General features: G+C 52.3%; 19 protein-coding genes. 15 read left to right on the forward strand and 4 right to left on the reverse strand.

What is annotated here, in order from left to right:
* Positions 1 to 130: 130 nt before the first annotated feature.
* From EKM75_RS05010 to EKM75_RS05030, 5 genes are all read left to right on the forward strand, one after another.
* Positions 131 to 1471 carry an ammonium transporter gene (locus EKM75_RS05010; RefSeq protein ID WP_125692617.1) on the forward strand — a complete coding sequence of 447 codons (1341 nt, stop codon included), beginning with the start codon at positions 131 to 133 and terminating at the stop codon, positions 1469 to 1471.
* 635 nt (positions 1472 to 2106) lie between these two features.
* Entirely contained in the window at positions 2107 to 2298 is a 192-nt protein-coding gene (locus tag EKM75_RS05015; RefSeq protein ID WP_125684972.1) for a hypothetical protein, read from the forward strand.
* A 187-nt stretch (positions 2299 to 2485) separates the two neighbouring features.
* The gene (locus tag EKM75_RS05020) at positions 2486 to 3607 is read left to right on the forward strand and encodes an acyltransferase family protein (RefSeq protein WP_225426661.1); all 1122 of its coding nucleotides are present in this window, start codon (positions 2486 to 2488) and stop codon (positions 3605 to 3607) included.
* Positions 3585 to 4049, forward strand: coding sequence for an 8-oxo-dGTP diphosphatase (locus tag EKM75_RS05025; protein WP_125692619.1), 465 nt, complete (start codon positions 3585 to 3587; stop codon positions 4047 to 4049). Before EKM75_RS05020 ends, EKM75_RS05025 begins: the two co-directional genes overlap by 23 nt.
* 183 nt (positions 4050 to 4232) lie before the next feature.
* Positions 4233 to 4577 (forward strand): hypothetical protein, encoded by a 345-nt coding sequence (locus EKM75_RS05030; RefSeq protein WP_125684657.1) that lies wholly within the window; start codon positions 4233 to 4235, stop codon positions 4575 to 4577.
* A gap of 72 nt (positions 4578 to 4649) precedes the next feature.
* On the opposite strand, the gene EKM75_RS05035 is transcribed toward EKM75_RS05030, so the two are convergent.
* The 3 genes from EKM75_RS05035 to EKM75_RS05045 all read right to left on the reverse strand — a co-directional run bounded on the left by EKM75_RS05035 (position 4650) and on the right by EKM75_RS05045 (position 6083).
* Positions 4650 to 4964: a type II toxin-antitoxin system RelE/ParE family toxin gene (locus EKM75_RS05035; protein ID WP_125692621.1), complete on the reverse strand. Its 315-nt coding sequence runs from the start codon at positions 4962 to 4964 to the stop codon at positions 4650 to 4652.
* Positions 4951 to 5217, reverse strand: a complete 267-nt coding sequence (locus EKM75_RS05040; RefSeq protein ID WP_125692622.1) for a plasmid mobilization protein — start codon at positions 5215 to 5217, stop codon at positions 4951 to 4953. The genes EKM75_RS05035 and EKM75_RS05040 overlap by 14 nt, the downstream gene beginning before the upstream one ends.
* Positions 5218 to 5417: 200 nt before the next feature.
* Entirely contained in the window at positions 5418 to 6083 is a 666-nt protein-coding gene (locus tag EKM75_RS05045) for a CPBP family intramembrane glutamic endopeptidase (protein ID WP_125692624.1), read from the reverse strand.
* Between the two features lie 239 nt (positions 6084 to 6322).
* Here EKM75_RS05045 and EKM75_RS05050 point away from each other — a divergent pair, with 239 nt between their 5' ends.
* The 3 genes from EKM75_RS05050 (at position 6323) to EKM75_RS05060 (ending at position 8852) form a co-directional block, all read left to right on the forward strand.
* Complete coding sequence (locus EKM75_RS05050; protein WP_225426662.1) at positions 6323 to 6805, forward strand: TetR/AcrR family transcriptional regulator; 483 nt, start codon at positions 6323 to 6325, stop codon at positions 6803 to 6805.
* A 166-nt stretch (positions 6806 to 6971) separates the two neighbouring features.
* Complete coding sequence (locus EKM75_RS05055) at positions 6972 to 7574, forward strand: nitroreductase family protein (RefSeq protein ID WP_125692626.1); 603 nt, start codon at positions 6972 to 6974, stop codon at positions 7572 to 7574.
* A 153-nt stretch (positions 7575 to 7727) separates the two neighbouring features.
* Positions 7728 to 8852, forward strand: coding sequence for an NAD(P)/FAD-dependent oxidoreductase (locus EKM75_RS05060; RefSeq protein ID WP_125692628.1), 1125 nt, complete (start codon positions 7728 to 7730; stop codon positions 8850 to 8852).
* Here the strand turns inward: EKM75_RS05060 and EKM75_RS05065 are convergent.
* The gene (locus tag EKM75_RS05065; RefSeq protein WP_125692630.1) at positions 8828 to 9235 is read right to left on the reverse strand and encodes a ribonuclease HI family protein; all 408 of its coding nucleotides are present in this window, start codon (positions 9233 to 9235) and stop codon (positions 8828 to 8830) included. The genes EKM75_RS05060 and EKM75_RS05065 overlap by 25 nt on opposite strands.
* Before the next feature lie 37 nt (positions 9236 to 9272).
* Between EKM75_RS05065 and EKM75_RS05070 the strand changes: the two genes are divergently transcribed.
* From EKM75_RS05070 to EKM75_RS05100, 7 genes are all read left to right on the forward strand, one after another.
* On the forward strand, positions 9273 to 9686 hold the full coding sequence (locus tag EKM75_RS05070) for an EbsA family protein (RefSeq protein WP_125692632.1): 414 nt from the start codon (positions 9273 to 9275) through the stop codon (positions 9684 to 9686).
* Positions 9687 to 9688: 2 nt separating this feature from the next.
* Positions 9689 to 11347 carry a formate--tetrahydrofolate ligase gene (locus tag EKM75_RS05075; RefSeq protein WP_125692634.1) on the forward strand — a complete coding sequence of 553 codons (1659 nt, stop codon included), beginning with the start codon at positions 9689 to 9691 and terminating at the stop codon, positions 11345 to 11347.
* 1064 nt (positions 11348 to 12411) lie between these two features.
* The gene (gene lspA, locus EKM75_RS05080; RefSeq protein WP_125692636.1) at positions 12412 to 12876 is read left to right on the forward strand and encodes a signal peptidase II; all 465 of its coding nucleotides are present in this window, start codon (positions 12412 to 12414) and stop codon (positions 12874 to 12876) included.
* Between the two features lie 4 nt (positions 12877 to 12880).
* Positions 12881 to 13804, forward strand: a complete 924-nt coding sequence (locus EKM75_RS05085) for an RluA family pseudouridine synthase (protein ID WP_125692637.1) — start codon at positions 12881 to 12883, stop codon at positions 13802 to 13804.
* A gap of 138 nt (positions 13805 to 13942) precedes the next feature.
* Positions 13943 to 14476, forward strand: a complete 534-nt coding sequence (gene pyrR / locus EKM75_RS05090; protein ID WP_125684677.1) for a bifunctional pyr operon transcriptional regulator/uracil phosphoribosyltransferase PyrR — start codon at positions 13943 to 13945, stop codon at positions 14474 to 14476.
* A 23-nt stretch (positions 14477 to 14499) separates the two neighbouring features.
* Entirely contained in the window at positions 14500 to 15576 is a 1077-nt protein-coding gene (locus tag EKM75_RS05095; RefSeq protein WP_125692639.1) for a carbamoyl phosphate synthase small subunit, read from the forward strand.
* Between the two features lie 2 nt (positions 15577 to 15578).
* On the forward strand, positions 15579 to 18152 hold the full coding sequence (locus tag EKM75_RS05100) for a carbamoyl phosphate synthase preATP-grasp domain-containing protein (RefSeq protein ID WP_125692641.1): 2574 nt from the start codon (positions 15579 to 15581) through the stop codon (positions 18150 to 18152).
* The last annotated feature ends 388 nt before the right edge of the window (positions 18153 to 18540 follow it).

The raw sequence follows: 18540 nt of genomic DNA on the forward strand, positions 1-18540 counted from the left end.
GTAAGCCAATCTTACGGGCTTTTTGTTTGTTAAATTACCCGTTAAACGGGTGGTATCCTGAAAGTATAACGGGACTTTTTCTGAAAATGGTGTTAGAATTTCTAACATTAAGAGAGAAGAGGGCGTTGTTATGAATCTTGCGAATACCGCGTTTGTCTTAGTCGCTAGTGTCTTGGTCCTGTTTATGACTCCTGGATTGGCCTTCTTTTACGGGGGCTTGGTCTCCGAGAAAAACGTTGTCAACACCATGTTATCGGTCTTCATTATGACGGGGGTCGCAATTCTACTGTGGGTCTTCCTGGGCTACACCATGGCGTTCTCCGGCAACGTTGCAGGGGTCGTGGGTAATTTGAATCACGTCTTCATGGCCGGGGTCAACCTAGCCAGCCTGACCGCCAGTCACATTCCGGTGGGGGCGTACTCCTTGTTTCAAATGATGTTTGCAATCATTACCCCAGCGTTGTTCGTGGGGGCGGTCGTCGGCCGGATTCGGTTTAAATTCCTGTTACTCTTCCTGATTGCCTGGTCAATTCTGATCTACTACCCGATGGTCCATTTGGTTTGGGCCCCAGCGGGTTGGTTGGCAAAATTAGGGGTATTGGACTTTGCCGGTGGGACGGTCGTGCACATCAACGCCGGGGTCACCGCCTTAGTTCTGTCCGCATGGTTGGGGCCACGGCTGAATCGTGGTCACAACCAACATTACAATTTGCCTTGGGTATTACTAGGAACGGCGATTCTGTGGATCGGTTGGTACGGGTTTAACGCCGGGAGTGCTCTGGCCGTCAACGGGGTTGCCCTGCAAGCTGCCATTACCAGTACGGTGGCTACGGCCACGGCGATGGTCGTGTGGATGGGTCTAGACATTTGGAAGACCGGTAAGCCAACACTGGTTGGGGTTTGCACCGGGACTCTCTGTGGACTGGTTGCCATCACGCCGGCCGCTGGCTACGTTACGATTATGGGGTCGGTGGCCATTGGGGCCATTGCTACTGGTACCAGCTTTGCGTTTATCCAATTCCTCAAGCCAAAGTTAGGAATCGATGATGCGCTGGATGCCTTTGGCTGTCACGGAGTCAGCGGCATTGTTGGCAGTATCTTGACCGGGGTCTTTGCGACTAAGGCCGTGAACCCGACGATTACGACGAACGGGTTGGCTTATGGTGGTGGGCTGCACTTGTTGTTGATCCAACTATTGGCGACCGGCGTGACGATTGCTTTTGTTGCGGCGATGGGGTGCTTGATCATCTGGGGCCTGCGGCAAGTTACCTCCATGCGAGTTGGCGCTGAGGAAGAGCGCCTGGGGCTGGATCAAGGTGAACATGGTGAGCAGGCCGACTACGCGGTTGGTTTGACGGAACGGTTAGCCGATTACAAGCCGGACCAGGAACTGTACGAGCCGGAATTCAAGGGCCAACTGCAACAGCTGAAAAATCCGAACCCTGAGCCGACTCATCTTAACGGTAATTGACTGTGAAATGGTCGTGCTCAGGGGCCAGTGATGGTGCCAGCTGTGGGGACGCTTCAGCCAAAGGGCGGGCTTCTCGCTCGCTTTGAAGCCACGAAACCCCCGCGTCTTCAAAGTCACCCGTGCTGTAAACTGGAAGATCACCAGTTAACACCACTTTCACGGCAGGCGCCATCCCTGGCCACCTCCGACTTTGATTGTGGCTTTAGCACAATTGTAGTTGAAAGTTTGGCGTGTACCGCTCTTACTGAGCTAATTGATAATAGGTTTTTCTGTTCCTTAGTTGGCGCTAAAATATTGTGTAGGCCGAGAGGTCGCCAGCTATGGGCTCAGGCGCGTCGTTCTGCTTAGTCAGTGGGGTTTTTTCCCGCTGGCTTAGCAGAAGACCAAGCTTGTAGACTCGGGTTTTGCGAGGCTTCAAGTTGCGTCCGCACCGTTCCAGCCCAAAGCTGGCGGCCGGTAAGGCGGAAGTGCACGCAAATATCATTGCTGTGACAAGCTTTTGATCTTTCAATGGTAACTAAAGTTAGTAACTTTCTTAAGAATGGTCGACTTGATTGTCGTTTCTCCCGGAAACTGCTAAACTGATTGTGTGGTTAGGGGCCACAAAAGTTTTAATCGAGTTTGGGGGAACGATTATGAAAATGGAAAAAATTGTTTTAACGATTTTAGTTGTACTGGCTGTGGGATTGCTGGCATTAGTCTTGATGCTAATGAAGTCACCCCTCTGGGCGTTCGGTTTCCCACTAGCGTTTGCTAGTCTGGGTGCGGTCTGCTACGGAGCCGAGGCCTTGATCGATAAATTAAAGAAGAATACGCGTGAAGCGTAACCTGAAATAAGGGCGGCCAGTGAGCCGTCTTTTTTGTTGGCATTTTTTTCAATGGTCGTGGGACTCGCTGAATTTTCGGTTGGCACGTGGTCATTTTTGCTTAAAGAGCTCCGATTTCACACTAGCGGCAACTTGCGTCTGCGAAACCGTCTTGCTAGAATGAAAGACAAAGGTGATGAGTGGACTGGTGGCACGACGAGCGAGAATTAAAGAAACCGCGGATCTGGGCGACTATTTAAAGGCATTTGCCTGTACGGCAGTCATGCTACAGGCGGTTTTGAGTCTGACCTTGACCACGACTGGCGGCCGTAGTATCCAATCCGGTGTGGCTTGGGTCTACTTAGCTGTTAAATTCACGGCACCCGCATTTATATGTGGGATCTTATTTACCACGATGCGTGTGACCCGGCCACAACCGGCATACGGCACTTATCTAAAACAACAGTGGTCGGCCCTGGTGGTGCCCACAATTTGGTGGACCCTAGCTTACCTGGTTCTGATGCCGCAGGTTCAGCAACATCATGCCTATACGACCGCGGTTCAGTTCGGCTGGCAATTTATCAATGGGAATGCGGCACCGCATCTCTGGTACAACACGATGATGTTGCAGATAATCCTGTTGATGCCAATTTGGTGGGGTGTGCGTAACTGGCTGACTACCCGGCGGCGCCTAGGAATCGTGCTGAGCGCGACAGCCTGGCTGTACGTCGGGTGGTTGGTCGTAGCAGACCGCCTCATCTATCCGACGGCCCGGTTTACGCAGTGGTACTTATTGGACCGTGTTTGCTGGGGATTCTTCCCGTACGCAATTTTAGGAATTATCTTTTGGCAAATGTGGCCACGCTTGCGCCAACTACGGTGGCCCTGGTTACCGTTAGCCCTGTTGGCAGGCATTTCATTGATTTGGCAAGCTGATACTTTATTGCGACAGGGCCGGCCGGTAAGCTTGACCCAAACCAGTTACTACTTACCAGCGACTGTTTTCTACGTGCTAGCTATTATTGGTCTGATTGGTTGTCTCGCCACCTGGCAAATGCGGCGCCGTTCACGCTGGTTGCCGCGAGTACACTGGCTGGCGACCTACGCCTATCGCGCCTATTTGGCCAACGTCTTTTGGCTGCAACTGGTCTGGCTAGCCGGGGGCAGACAGTTAACGACCATGGTTCCAGTAGTGGGCATCGTTGTTTGCTACAGCTTGACTTGGTGCCTATCGTTTGCTAGTGCCTACGGGTTACACATGGCTTGGCAGGCGGTTAAAAACTTGAAAAAACAACGGAGGATTGCTGATGACTCGCACACAACCAGTTGAATTAGTCACAATGGTCATGGTGACGGATCCCACGACCAAAAAGGTATTAGTAGAAGATAAGATTCACGTTCAATGGAAGGGTGGTCACAGTTTTCCAGGCGGGCACGTCGAGGTCGGTGAGAGCTGTGCGGCAGCGGCCGTTCGTGAAGTATACGAAGAAACAGGGTTGACTCTAACGCACGTTGAATTCTGTGGGACCTGTGAGTGGTTCGACCACGATGGCGGCCAACGAAAGCTGGGCCTGCTGTACCGTAGCGATGCCTTCACCGGTGAGATTCATTCGAGTGCTGAGGGCCGAATCAGCTGGCTCCCACTGTCAGAAATGACGGCGGAAAAGAGTGCCGCCAGCATGCTAACACTGTTGAAGATTTTTCGGCGTGAAGTTGCGGCTGCTAAGAGTGATGAGTGGAACGGCGACTTATTTGTAGACGCTGGGTGTTAGACAATCGATAAACCAGTCAAAATAGATGCCAAGATGTGTGCTGTGACTACCTACCATAATTGTAGAGAGTTACAGCTTTTTTAGTCGGCGCAACGACTAGGCAGGTTTCGTTTTAATTGTTGTAAGCGGTTACAAAATCGGTTAAACTAAGGGTGTAAAGGTTAGATAAAGGGAGCGATAATCGTGAAATCAACTGTTCAAACACAACGCTGGTACGGTTACTTCTTTATCGGGCTGAGTGTGGTGGCCCTGGGATTAGCTGGAATTCTAGCGATGCCATTAATTGACCGGGCCTTACTACTGACGACCGCGCTAACGTTATTGGTCTACGGACTGACGTATCAACCTCGGATTCACCGGGGCTGGTGGCGCCTGCTGTTGGGTGTGAGTTCACTGGTGGCGATTCTTGACGTGACCCTCGCGTTGACGGTGGCCCCAGTTCTGGTTACAGCACTGTTTGGCTTTGCTTTACCGTTAGGTTTTTTGATTGTTTTGTTAGGTTATATGAAGCGTCTAGTCCAGGCGTAATCTGGTCTAAACGTTTGTTAGATTAAAAAGGGCTGCGGAATATTTTCCGCAGCCCTTTTTGGCGTTACTAAGTTACTTAACTTTTAGTGATTGATGGTCACCAGTGGCAACTAGAACAAGAACTAAACAATCACTTGAAATCTTGTAAATTAGAATCCATCCGTCCAAGTCTCCTCGGATTTGAGAGGTAGCAATGCGGGCTGGATGAAGTTCACGATATCCCTGCCATTGACCATGAAGCCCATGGTCGTGCAACCTCGCTAAAATTTGTGCATCCTTAGTGAGAATGGCGAGGATTGCTTGTTTCAGCAAGTCTGTCGGATAGTGTTTCTTTTGAAGTTTTTTGAATTCGCGTTTAAAACGAGATGTTCGCTCAGTTTTCATCATTTAGGTCAGCCCAGAGTTCATCGAATGAATCGAATCTTTTGAGTTGACCATTTTCTACTTCTTTTTTTGCAGCTAAAGCTTCATCTGTAGATAAAAAATCGTTGAACCCGTCATTTGCAATCTGGATCATTGAGAGTCGTAGATATTCAGAAAGGGTTAATCCGGACTCTTCAATTTTTTGTTGCGCAATTTTTTTGACTGTAGGAGATAGACGAAATGTAATTGATTCAGTGTTAACTTTTGTTTTGGGCATTTTAAGGTCTCCTTGTCTTACGTTTGTCTTGCAAGTCTTAAACGAGTTTAATTCTATCAGGATTAATAAGGAATAGCAAAGTTTCAGTTTTGAGCAGAGAAGTTATTCTCTTGATAGCCGAGTAAAGGCGTGAACATCCTCATAATTGAGTGGTTCACGCCTTTACTAACTTTTGTCTATTTGATTGAGAAGGGGCGAGGCTAGCCGAACAACGTGACCAAAATATCCCAGGTCATGTGTACCAGAATTCCGGGCCACAGGGACCGACTCTTGGCGTAAAGCCAGCCGAAGAGGAGCCCCAGCACGAAGACGGAAATTAAGTTGCTGAGCCAAACGACCGGACTCATTGCGGGAACCGTCGTGAGGTAGCGTGGAATGTGGAGACTGGCGAAGGCTAATGCCTGAATCACATTGGCGGTCGTCAGTGACGTCTGTTTCAGTAAGGCGTTTAGGAAATATCCGCGGAAGACGAATTCCTCAGCCACGCCGACGACCAGGAAGTACCGGCCCCAGAATTCAGGGATGAACTTGGGTGAAATACGCAAACCGTGGTGCGCTAACCAAAATTCAACCAGCAAATAAACGACGATCAGCGCCCAGACAACGTAGCCAGCACTGAAACGCCAAGCCGGTCGCCATTGCTGCCGGTTGGAAATGCTTAGCTGATTGGGGGCTGCTGTGTGAAGGAACCACCAACCGGCCCCTAGCCAGACTACTAGCTTGATGGCGTCCAGCAGGAGCTCCTGTGACCATCCAGATAAATGCTGTTCAACTGGTGTGTTGAGAAAAATTTGAACCACTAACCACAGGCACCAGAAGAAAACAAATTGTAGAAGCAATCGACGACCCGAAACTTTTTCTGACATAGAGCCACTCTTTTCTAGATTAACGTTTGTTTTTAGTATAAGGCAAAGTGGGGGAATGCGGCTAGGGAAGTTTTGCCAGCAACTAGGATGTAAGTGCTACATACATCACATGTTATCACTGTTTACATTCAATGTGAACAGTGATAACATGATGAGTAAATAGGGATAACACTGGTATTTACAAGGAGGAATGGCTTATGACCAAGCCACCGTATCACCGTTAGAATTTAGCCGCGGCAATTCAGCAACAGGCCCGTCAACAATTAGAAAACCAGGGGGTCGCCCAAATTTCTTTGCGGCAAATCGCCAAATTTTTGGCCGTAACACCGGCCGCCGTGTACCGACATTTTCCAGATAAGGCCAGCTTGATTGCCGCTCTCGGTGTGGAAATCCAAGCGGAGTTCGCCGCTGCTTTGCGGGAGGATGTGCTGGCTTCAGCGGATGCGACGACTATGCTGCACCGGATGGTGACCAATCTAAGCGACTACGCTCAAAATCATCCCCAAGCAGTGGCATTTTACCTCACCCAACCGCAACCGGTGCCCCAGAGCTTGACGACCGTCATTACGCTATTGGCGACACAGGACCAGCTAACGACAGCTCCGGCACAACTGGCCCGTGGGGTCTGGACGTTTCTACTAGGTGTATTGGTGCAAGGCACTGCCGAATCTGCCGATGCTGAGTGGATTACCCAACAATTAGTAGTGTTGATTCACCAGTAACTGATGAATGGGTATCTGGTTGACGGCTAGGGGTGCTAAAATAGGGACGATGCGCTGGAGTAGCAGCGACAAAACTCTTTACTTTCAAAAAGTAAGTGATAAAATAATTCCAACATCTGAAATCAATCCCCATAACCGGGAAAAATAAAGCGAGGTTCTTTACAATATGGAAAAGAAATTTATTGAATTAGCTAAGCAACGGCGGACCATTTACAACTTAGGCCGCAACGTCAAGTTGTCTGAAGACGAATTGACCGACCTGATCAAGGAAAATATCAAGAATGGTCCTTCATCATTTAACAATCAAACGACCCGGGCAGTCATCTTGTTCGGTGATTCTCACGAAAAGTTGTGGGACATCGTCATTGACCGGCTGAAGCAAGAAGTTCCTGACGAAGCAGCCTTTGCGAAGACGGCTGCTAAAATTAACAGCTTCAAGGCCGCTTTCGGAACGATCTTGTTCTACACTGAAACGAAGACGGTCAAGGAATTCGAGGACAACTTTCCACTGTACGCGGCTAACTTCCAGGATTGGTCAGAACAATCCCAAGGGAATGCTCAGTACGCCGTTTGGACGTCCTTAGCTGAAAACGGGATCGGTGCCAACCTGCAACACTACAATCCACTGATCGACGACGAAGTTCGGGCAGCCTTCAACATCCCCGCAACTTGGCGTCTACGCGGTGAAATGGACTTTGGGTCCATCGAAGCCCCAGCCGGTGACAAGGATTACATGGCTGATGACGACCGGTTCATGGTCTTCAAGTAAGCTTAATGAATAAATGAAAAGGGCCCCCAATCACGCATTTTAGCGGGTTTGGGGGCCCTTTGTTTTGGGGGCAAACTTCTGAACCGTTTTACGGTGTGGAGGTATGCTAAAATGGACAAGTGAAGGTCTTTCTTAGTAAGGAGGTCAACGTTTATGCAAAAGAAAATCGCAATTATTGGTGGCGGAATCGTCGGAGCGACCGCAGCCTATTACCTGAGTAAGCTCCCTGGAACCCAACGTTTGGAGGTCACCCTGTTCGACAGTGGTGTCGGTCAAGCGACCAAGGCCGCCGCAGGCATCATTTCGCCGTGGTTATCGAAACGCCGCAACCAGCGGTGGTACCAACTCGCCAAGTCGGGCGCTGACCTGTATCCAGAACTGATTCATGACGCCCAGCTGGGGACCGAGGTCTACCAGCAGACGGGAACCATTGTGACCAGAGAAGAGGCCACGGACCTGGAAACATTGTTTGCGTTGGCTCAGGAACGGCGGCAGACCGCCGCTACCATGGGTGATGTGTCGACCCTCACGGCCCAAGAAGTCCAGGCAAAAGTTCCGCTCTTATCCAAGCCGCAACCCGGGGTGTTCATTACCGGGGGCGCTCGGGTCGATGGGGATGCCTTAGTCCACGCATTACTGGACCGTGCCAGTGAAAAGAACCTGACCGTTCGCCAAGAACGGGTCAGCCTGACACCAGATGGCCAGGTCGTCACGTCGATGGGCCCCCGGCACTATGATCGGGTGATTCTAGCAGCGGGAGCCTGGTTGAAGGACCTGGTGGCCCCACTGGCAGTGACCGCTGACGTGCGGCCACAGAAGGGCCAACTGATCGAGTTAGCCGTGAAGGACTACGAGCTCCAAGAAAACATGCCCGTCGTAATGCCTGAGGGTGAACGAGACTTTATCCCATTTGGCCACGGCAAATTAATCGTCGGGGCGACCCACGAGGACGACGGTAAGTTTAACCTGACGCCGGATGCCACCGTCACCGCTGACCTCTTAGGCAGTGCGCAACGGTTGATGACTGGAATCACTGCTAATGATATTTCCGGCGTTCGGGTCGGTACTCGCGCTTATTCCAGCGATTTTGCGCCGTTCTTTGGGCCGGTGCCAGAACACGAATTGTTCCTGGCCGCCTCTGGGCTGGGATCCTCCGGTTTAACGACAGGGCCTCAAATTGGTCGCTTGCTGGCGGGGTCCGCGCTTTATGGTGGCACGCCGGACTGGAGCGAGTACGAGTTGCCATTGACGACTTACTTGCGTTCTTCTGCAGAATGAAGGGCCTGATTGGCCAACGTGTGGGCGCCTTGGTTTTGTTTCTCGGGGACCCACTGAGTCAGCACCAATTGAAAGGGTGCTTGCGCGGCCAATAGGTCATCGACTAATTTTTGGTAATGTTTGGCGTACTTTTTCGCCAAACTATCGCTAACAATCTGACTATCGGTATAAAATAGGACGGTGGTCGTCTCACAGGCGTCACCGATCAGTCTCGCTAAGTGTTCAAACCCCAAGCGGGCGACCTCGAACTCGGCGGTGTGATTGGTCGTGGCGGTCAGTTCGACCTTGAGCTGTGTCTGGTGATGATCATGTACGATGAGGATGCCCCCAGCGCTCAGACCGCTTTGTGGTTGCGTTGCGGCATCGGTATATAAAGAAAACAAAGAATCACTCCAATTTTTTCGTGAGGTGTTGTAACTAATGATAACCCAGGAACGCCGTTTTTTGTATCAACCCAATCCACTCAGCAGCATTATCAACTGGAGCTGGACCCTCCTCGTCCTCTTCATGGGGGCCATCATGTGGCTGGAGGTCACGACCTTTAACTGGTACACGCTAGGCCTCTTCCTAGCCTTCGCGTTACTCTGCTGGTTAGAGATTCACTTTCGTAATATCACCATGGCCGATGGTGTCTTGACGGTCAGCACCGTCTTGAACCATCGTCACCTGGTAATTCCACTGAACCAAGTCAGCAGCGTTAAGGTGACCCGTTACCGGCTGGGAATCGTGGCGCAGGGGAAGATTTATCAATTTCTGTTGCCTCGTAACTCAGCAATCGAACTGGCTGGTCTGATCCAAGGGGCCATGCCCGCGGTAGAAATGAAGGAGGATTAATAGTGAGTAGCGATATTGAAATTTCACAAGCAACACCGTTAGAACCCATTGAAAAAATTGCGGCTAAGTTGGGATTGACACCAGAACAGATCGAACCGTACGGCCACACTAAGGCCAAAATCGATTTGCCGCTGGTCGCACCCAAGCAGCCCGGTAAATTGGTGCTGGTGACGTCCATCAACCCCACGCCGGCTGGCGAAGGGAAGTCGACGGTCGTCGTGGGCCTGGGGGATGCCATGAACCAGGCCGGCCATCAGACCGTTTTGGCCTTACGCGAACCCTCTTTAGGCCCCGTCATGGGCTTGAAGGGTGGCGCTACCGGTGGTGGTCACGCTCAGGTGGTGCCAATGGAAGACATCAATTTACACTTTACGGGTGACATGCACGCGCTGACTGAGGCTCACGACACGTTGGCTGCCTTGATCGACAACCACATCCAACAGGGGAATGCGCTGAATCTAGACCCTCGTCAGATCGTGTGGAAACGCGTCATTGACATCAACGACCGGGCCTTACGCCAAACGGTGATCGGTCTGGGGGGTCGGACCTCTGGTGTGCCTCGTCAGGATGGGTTTGACATTACGGTGGCCAGTGAACTGATGGCTGTGTTGTGCTTGAGCGAAGATTTAACCGATCTGAAGCGCCGGGTCAACCGGATCCTGATTGGGTACAACTATGACAAGGAACCAGTGATGGTGGGTGATTTGAAGGTCGGTGGGGCGATTACCCTGCTCCTGAAGGATGCTATCAAGCCTAACCTGGTCCAAACCTTGGAACACAATCCCGCCATTATTCACGGTGGGCCCTTTGCCAACATCGCTCACGGCTGTAACTCAGTTCTGGCCACCCAAACGGCTCTACAATTGGGTGATTACACTGTGACTGAGGCCGGTTTTGGGGCCGACCTGGGTGGCGAAAAGTTCATGGACATCAAGACGCCCGTCCTGGGTAAGACGCCGGATGCCGTGGTCATCGTAGCCACGATTCGGGCCATGAAGTACAACGGTGGGGTCAAGCGGGCTGACTTGGAGACGGAAAACCTGGACGCCCTGCAACAGGGGAGTGTCAACCTGAAACGTCACATCCAGAGCATGCAGCAGTATGGTGTGCCGGTCGTCGTTGCCATCAATCGCTTTACCAGTGACACGGACGCCGAGGTCGCTGCGTTGACGGCCGACGTCGAAGCCTTAGACGTGCCCGTTTCCACCACGACCGTTTGGGCCGATGGTGGGGCCGGGGCGCTGGACTTAGCTGAAAAGGTGGTTGCGGCCACGAAACAACCAAGTCACTTCACCCGCTTAACACCGGCTGATGCCGACTTAATGACGCAGATGACGGCGATCACTCAGAAAATTTACGGTGGGGCTAAGGTTGAACTCTCAACCAAGGCAGAACGTCAGTTAAAGACATTTGCCAAGTACGGTTGGGATCACTTACCCGTCTGCATGGCGAAGACCCAATACTCGTTGACGGACGACGCTCACGCTTTAGGGGCACCACATGACTTCACCATCCACGTCCGCGAGTTTGCGCCACGGTTGGGGGCTGGTTTCGTGGTTGCCATGACGGGGAACGTCCTGACGATGCCCGGCTTGCCTAAGCATCCTGCGGCGTTGGATATGGATATTGACGCTGATGGGCAGATCACGGGCTTGTTCTAACGAGCAAATTTGTTGCATGAGTTCGCCTTACCGGTCGGCAGTATATTTTTGACTAGAACACTAAAATAGGTAACGGACATCCGTATGAATCGTCGTTTTGACGGTTGGTACGGGTGTTTTTCGTTAGAAGCTGAGAACTCGGCAATTTACCTGCGGCTGTCAGAGGTTCCGCCTGCTGTGGGGAACGCCTCCGGTCTGAGAAGCGGTCCTGCGGCTCGGCTTGAAGCCTGGAAAAAACACCAGTCTCCAAACACGTCCCACGCTGTAAGCCGAAAATCGGCTAACACCGTTGACACAGCTGACTCCACCTCTGACCGCCTTCGGTTAAACGGGTTCTTAGCAATTAAGCTAGCTGAAATGCCTGAATGACAGCGTTTACGCAATATTATTAGCTTGTTCCGTCCTTCACACCGCGTGCCGGTCCAAATTTGGCGAACGGTAAGTCGGCAATTTCTCACTATGTCTGACTAACCCCCAACACTCAATCCTCGTTGTATCCGGCATGGTTGGTGCTTCAGTGTTTTCAACTTTTAGTAATCTGATTTTAAGAGTAAATGATTGCTTATCGAGTAGGCTTGCCAACTAGAAATAATTTTATCCATATCTAACGCCGAATCACCTCTTTTTCTGGTATACTTTTCAACAACGACTAAAGGTTGAAGAAACTTGGATGGCGCCGCATTAACTAGGTGAGTTACGAACCATGACTGGGGATGTACTGGTCCACTAATTATTGGGACCATGAACGTTAATCTGACGCCAAAGTATTGGATGATATGTTCTTGATGCCGGTTATGGTTAAACGCCAATGTAGCCGTAGGTTGTCAGGGCGGGTGCCGGCTGTATCGACGGTGTTAGCTGGTGATTTACCAGCTTACAGCGTGGGACGAGCTTTAAGCCTTGGTGGTCTGCCAAGGCTTAAAGTCGAGGGGGCAAGACCGTTCCTCAGGCTTGGTCCGGTCCCCACAGCAGACGCCCGCCCTGACAGCTGGAGGCGGCCCAGGCGATTCGACATCAAGCCAACCTTTAGAACGACGACTTATAGGAGAGGTGTTCCAAACTTTATGCTGATAGCAGATATGATTTTGCTCGTGGTCCTGGTCGCCATTGACCAGTTGATCAAACACGCGGTGGTAGTCAACATCGCTTTAGGTGGAGAACACCCGCTGATCCCGGGACTGCTGTCGCTGACGCATTTGCGTAACGACGGGGCTGCCTGGAGTATTTTACAGGGCCAGATGTGGTTCTTTGCCGTCATCGCCGTGGTGGCGTTGGGCGTCATGGGCTACTTCTTCTGGTCTTACCGGAACCAAAAGAACCACCGCATTGAAGAATTAGGCCTAGTCTTAATGATGGCGGGAACGATTGGTAACTTTTGGGACCGTTTGACGCAGGGATACGTGGTCGATATGTTTCAGCTCGACTTCATCAATTTTCCGATCTTTAACTTTGCCGATACGTGCTTAACGGTCGGCGTGATTTTAATCGCGGTCGGGGTTTACTTAGCCGACCGCCGGGAGGCACATTAACTTTATGCAAACAGAAGAATTTACAGTAACGACGACGGATCGCTTGGATAAGCTGGTCGCGGAGACGGTCACCACCATTTCCCGGTCCCAGGCCAAGTCCGCCATTGAGGCCGGTCAAATTACGGTCGACGGAGCCACTTTACGGCCCAAGGATAAGCCTAAGGTGGGCGCCACGGTCAACATTGCGTTACCAGACCCCGAACCACTGAACGCGAAGCCTCAGGATATTCCCTTGGACATCGTATATGAGGACGACGACGTCATCGTTGTCAACAAGCCCCAGGGGATGGTCGTTCATCCGGCGCCAGGACATCCCGATCACACGCTGGTCAATGCCCTGCTGTACCACAGCCCACTGTCTAGCATCAACGGGACGCTGCGGCCAGGTATCGTGCACCGCATCGACAAGGACACCTCGGGACTCTTGATGGTGGCCAAGAATGATCACGCCCACCACAGCCTGTCCGAGCAGCTCCAAGCCAAGACGAACCTGCGGGAGTACGTGGCCATCGTGCACGGTAACTTCAAGGAAGAAAATGGGGTCATCAACGCCCCATTGGGCCGTTCACCCAAGGACCGTAAGAAACAGGCCATTGTGGCTGATGGTCGGCCTGCAGTGACTCATTTCCGGGTTCTCGAGCGCTATGGGGACTATTCATTAGTTGCTTGTCGCTTGGAGACTGGCCGGACCCACCAGATTCGGGTCCACATGGCCTACATCAACCACCCCGTTGCTGGGGACCCCTTGTATGGGCCTAAGAAGACGCTGAAGGGCGCTGGGCAGTTTCTGCACGCCAAGGAGTTAGGGTTCAAGCAACCGACGACTGGCGAGCAATTAGACTTCACTGCGCCGGTACCAGCAAACTTTGCTGAGGCAGTCCATCGTCTGCGTTTACAGGCGGGGTTACCGGTTGACAAAGCAATCTAGGTTTTTTATGCTAATTATTGAGATAAGCGGGTTTGCCAAGTAGTCAGGCGGGCGGGTTTCTTCACCATTTTGCCGAAGAAACTGCGCCCGTTTCCTGCATAGACGCAGACGCCGTGACACTTTAAGGAGGAAATACAGATGGCAAAGGTAGTTGTGGACGCAATGGCAATGCAACGGGCCCTGACCCGAATCACATACGAAATCATCGAACGCAACAAAGGGGTCGATGACCTCGTCATTTTAGGAATCAAAACGCGCGGAGTATACTTAGCTCGGCGGATTGCCAGTCGCTTGCAACAGCTGGAAAATGTGACCGTGCCGGTGGGTGACCTCGATATCACCCCGTACCGTGACGACATTGAACACGATGCCCAGACTGAACCGGAAGTGACCGGGGCCAACATCGATTTTTCCGTAGAAGGTAAAAAGGTCATCCTAGTCGACGACGTGCTCTACACGGGACGGACCATTCGGGCGGCGATGAGTGCCGTGATGGACCTGGGCCGGCCTAAGAGTATCAACTTGGCCGTGTTAGTTGACCGGGGCCACCGTGAATTGCCAATTCGGGCAGACTTTGTGGGGAAAAATATCCCAAGCTCGCAGCGTGAACGGATTCGGGTCTCTGTCAGTGAGATCGACGATCGCGATGCAGTGGAGATCCAACAGGCATAGACTGGTAAAGGGGCCGATTTTACATGGCAAAACGCTATTTAATTTTAGAAGACGGCTCGGCCTACGCCGGTGAAGGATTTGGTGCCGGCGCTACCACGAGCGGTGAAGTCATCACCAACCTGAATCTTTTAGGGTATCAAGAAACGATTACCGATCAAATTTATCATAATCAAATTATTATTTTCGCGCAGCCAGCCATTGGAAACGTGGGAATCAACCACGATAGCTATGAGTCAATCTTACCCACGGCTAAGGGGATGGTGGTCCGAGACGTGACGAACATCTCGACCAACCGGCTATCTCGGCTGTCACTGGACGAATTCTTACAACAGCACAACATTCCCGGAATCAGTGGTATTGATACGCGTCACTTGATTCGCAAGCTTCGGCAGGGTGCTGGTCCCATGAAGGGCAGTATTGTCGACGTGGCGGATGCGCACGCCTTTGACCAGCTGAACGCGACCGTTTTGACCAATCGGCAGGTTGACCAAGTGGCCACGCCGAAGCCGTATCCTAACCCGGATACTGGCAAGAACGTGGTAGTCATCGACTTTGGTCTGAAGCACGGAATCTTGCGGCAACTGTCCGAGCGGCGGTGCAACGTGACGGTCCTCCCGTGGACGGCCAGTGCGCAGGATGTCTTGAATCTGGATCCGGATGGGGTGCTCCTGTCGACTGGGCCCGGTTCACCCCTTGATTTGGGGACTGGGGTCCTGGACATGATTCGAGAGGTCCAAGCGGAGATTCCACTCTTTGCGATTGGCCTCGGTCACGAGCTATTTGCTCTGGCCAACGGAGCTGAACTGAAGGCACTACCCGTGGAGTATCACGGGAGTAGCCACCCAATTCGCCGAATCATTACGAATGATATTATTTACGCGACGCAGGGTCAGGGGTACGCGGTGATCGCCAAGTCGATCGACCGTGACCGGCTGATCACGACGTACGTCGACTTGATCGATGGGACCGTCCAGGGATTACGGCACCGGGACTTCCCGGCTTTTTCCGTGCAATTCTTTGCGGACGGCGCCCCGGGCCCACACGAGAGTCGCGACCTGTTTGATGAATTTATGGAAGCTATGACAGCGCGGGAGGGATAAGCTTGCCAAATTTAGATGACATACAAAAAGTGTTGATCATCGGGGGTGGCCCAACCGAGATCGGTCACGAGACCGAGTTGGACAGCGCCATGGTGCAGATCATTACCGGTTTTAAGAAGCGCGGGGTCCGCACACTGGTCATCGATAACAATCCCTTTTCCGTTGCCCTCGAAGAGATCCAACCGACGAACATGTACGTGCAAGCCGTTACCACGGCCAATGTCCGTCACATTCTGGAAAAAGATCAACCCGACGCGGTTCTGCCATCACTCGGCGGCTTGCTGGGGATTCGCATTGCCCAGGAACTGGTTGAAAATGGGGATATCGGTCGACTAGGCATCACGTTACTGGGGATGCCAGCGGACACGCTCCGCCAGATCAATAACCCAGCGGCTTTGAACGCCAGTCTCAAGGAAATCCACGAACCCGTGATCGAGGCTAAAATCGTGGCCACGACTGACGAGGCGATGGGCCTGGTCGAATCGATCGGCTTTCCGCTGATTGTTAAGCCAGTAGCACCGCGGGTGGACACTAACCGGACCATTTGTGAAAACGTGGACGACATGTTAACGGCGTTGAATCAGGGATTCCAGCAATCCCGGTTTGACCAGTGTACGTTGGAACGCAGCGTTGTGGGCTACAAGGAGATCGAAATGGTCGCCGTCAGAGACGTGGCCGACACGGCCGTCCTGATCAGTGGCTTAGAGGACATGGACCCCATTGGGATTCACTCCGGTGATTCTATCTTGGTGACGCCACCGCAGACGTTGAACGACCGTGAGTATCAAGACTTACGGGACGCCACGTTCCGGATTGCTACTGAACTGAACATTGTCGGGGTCTTGCATATTCACTTTGCCCTGAACCCCGCCAACCAGCACTTCTACGTCACCAAGGTCGCCCCGTACTTTTCACGGGGCGTGGCTTTGGCGGCCCGCACGACCGGGTATCCAGTGGCGTTGGTCACCGGGGCGCTCCTGCTAGGACAGCGTCTGGTCGACGTGAAGCTGCCTAGTCGTTTCGTGAAGCAGACGGCCATTATGGAACCAACCATTGATCACATCAGTGTGCGGATTCCGCTGTGGCCATTTCAAGAGGTTCCAGACGCTGACCAACACCTGGATACGGTGATGAAGGCGGTGGGATCGACGGTCGGCATTGGCCGCTCCGTTGAGGAAGCCATCCTGAAGTCCGTGCGGAGCTCGCAGTTTTCGCCCCGTGACGTGCTCCCTAGCGTCAGCAACCTGACGGATGGGGAAATGATCCGGCAACTGATCCATCCGCTGGCTAACCGCATTTTAGTGCTGATTGAAGCCTTGCGGCGGGGATACTCACCGGAAGAACTCAGTGAACTGACCAAAATCGACAACTTTTACTTCGTCAAGCTGCGACACCTGTTGACGATTGAAAAACAAATTCAAGACCATCCAATGGACACGGAGACCCTGCAACGGGCGCGGTACTTTGGGTTCGGTGACGGGATGATTGCCCGCATCTGGCAGACGGATACGGCGGCCATTCGAGAATTATCGGCTCAGGCGGCCATTCAGCCGACCTACAAGATGATTGAACCGACGGCTGGTGAATTTCCCGAAGATACCAGTGGGTATTACAGTACCTTTGAGTATGAGAATGAAAGCCAGCCCCTGGGCGACCGGACGGCCTTAGTGCTCGGTCGGGGCGGTAATCAACTCGGCCCTAATTCAGCGGCTGAATACTTTACCACGGAGATGCTCAAGCAATTGAAGCGCGCAGGGTATCATACTATCTTGATGAATACCAATCCCAACGCTGTGGGAATTGCACCGGAATTTTCCGACAAACAGTACGTGGATCCCATTCAACTGGGGGATGTCTTGAACGTGATTCAATTGGAGCACCCGGACATCGTCATCGTTCCTGGGAATCGGCACTACCTAACGCGGGAGTTGAGCAAATTACCGCTCAACCTCCACGTGTTGCCACCGGATCAAGAGACTGGGAAGCCAGCTCCAAAGAGTGCCACCATTGGGGTGAGCCTCTTCATTCACGGCCAACAAAAGGTTGCGGTCGGGGTCATGGATATGTTGGCACCGGGGATGAACAAGTCGCTGGCTCAGGTCACGGCCTTCCGGATGCCGGCGGAATTACCCAAGGCAAAACGCGCTAACTTGGTGGAACTGGCCAAGCAGGCCGCGAGTGAACGACAGATGACGGGGATGATTCAGGTCCTGTTTGCGCCTAAGTCAGCGGATTCGGCTCAGCTGGCAGTGGTGGGCGTTCGGCCGACCCGTTTGACCGAGGTGGCCTTCTTGAGTAAGGTCACGGGGGTCAACTGGGTGCGGATGCTAACCCGGCAACACATCGGGACACTGGATGAAACGGAGTTGGCCAATATCTCAGTCGACCTCAACAGCACCCGGGTAGCATTAATGAACGCAGTCTTTCCGTTCCGCCAGTTACACGTTTTGAACCGACCAGGGACGACCGACCAAGAGGTGGGTGCGACCATTGCGTTTGGTTCGAGCGAGGCTTTGTCACTGGCTAACCTGAGCGATACGGACGAGCTGGACCAAATCATCAATCGTACGATTTAAGTGATTAATTGTTATATGCAAAAAGGCGACTCATCAGTATTCTTGATGAGTCGCCTTTTTAGTTTGAAAGATAAATTGGTCGCACTCCGGGGGCCAGCGAGGTAGCCTGCGGCTCTGATTGTGGTTTAGCACGAGTACAGTACTACAGCAGAGAGAGTTACTTGCACCCTTTATGCTGGGATTGCTAACCCCAGCTAGGTTGGCAACAAAATGCTGTGTCAGCCGAGAGGTCGCCAAATATGGGCTCAGGCGCGTCGTTCTGCTTAGTCAGTAGGTGTTTTTCCTGCTGGCTTAGCAGAAGACCAAGCTTGAAGACTCGGGTCTTTCGAGGCTTCAAGTTGCGTCCGCACCGTTCCAGCCCATATCTGGCGACCGGTAAGGCGGGAAG

Origin of the sequence: Levilactobacillus tongjiangensis (genome assembly GCF_003946345.1) — a bacterium.
Taxonomy (GTDB): Bacteria; Bacillota; Bacilli; order Lactobacillales; family Lactobacillaceae; genus Levilactobacillus; species Levilactobacillus tongjiangensis.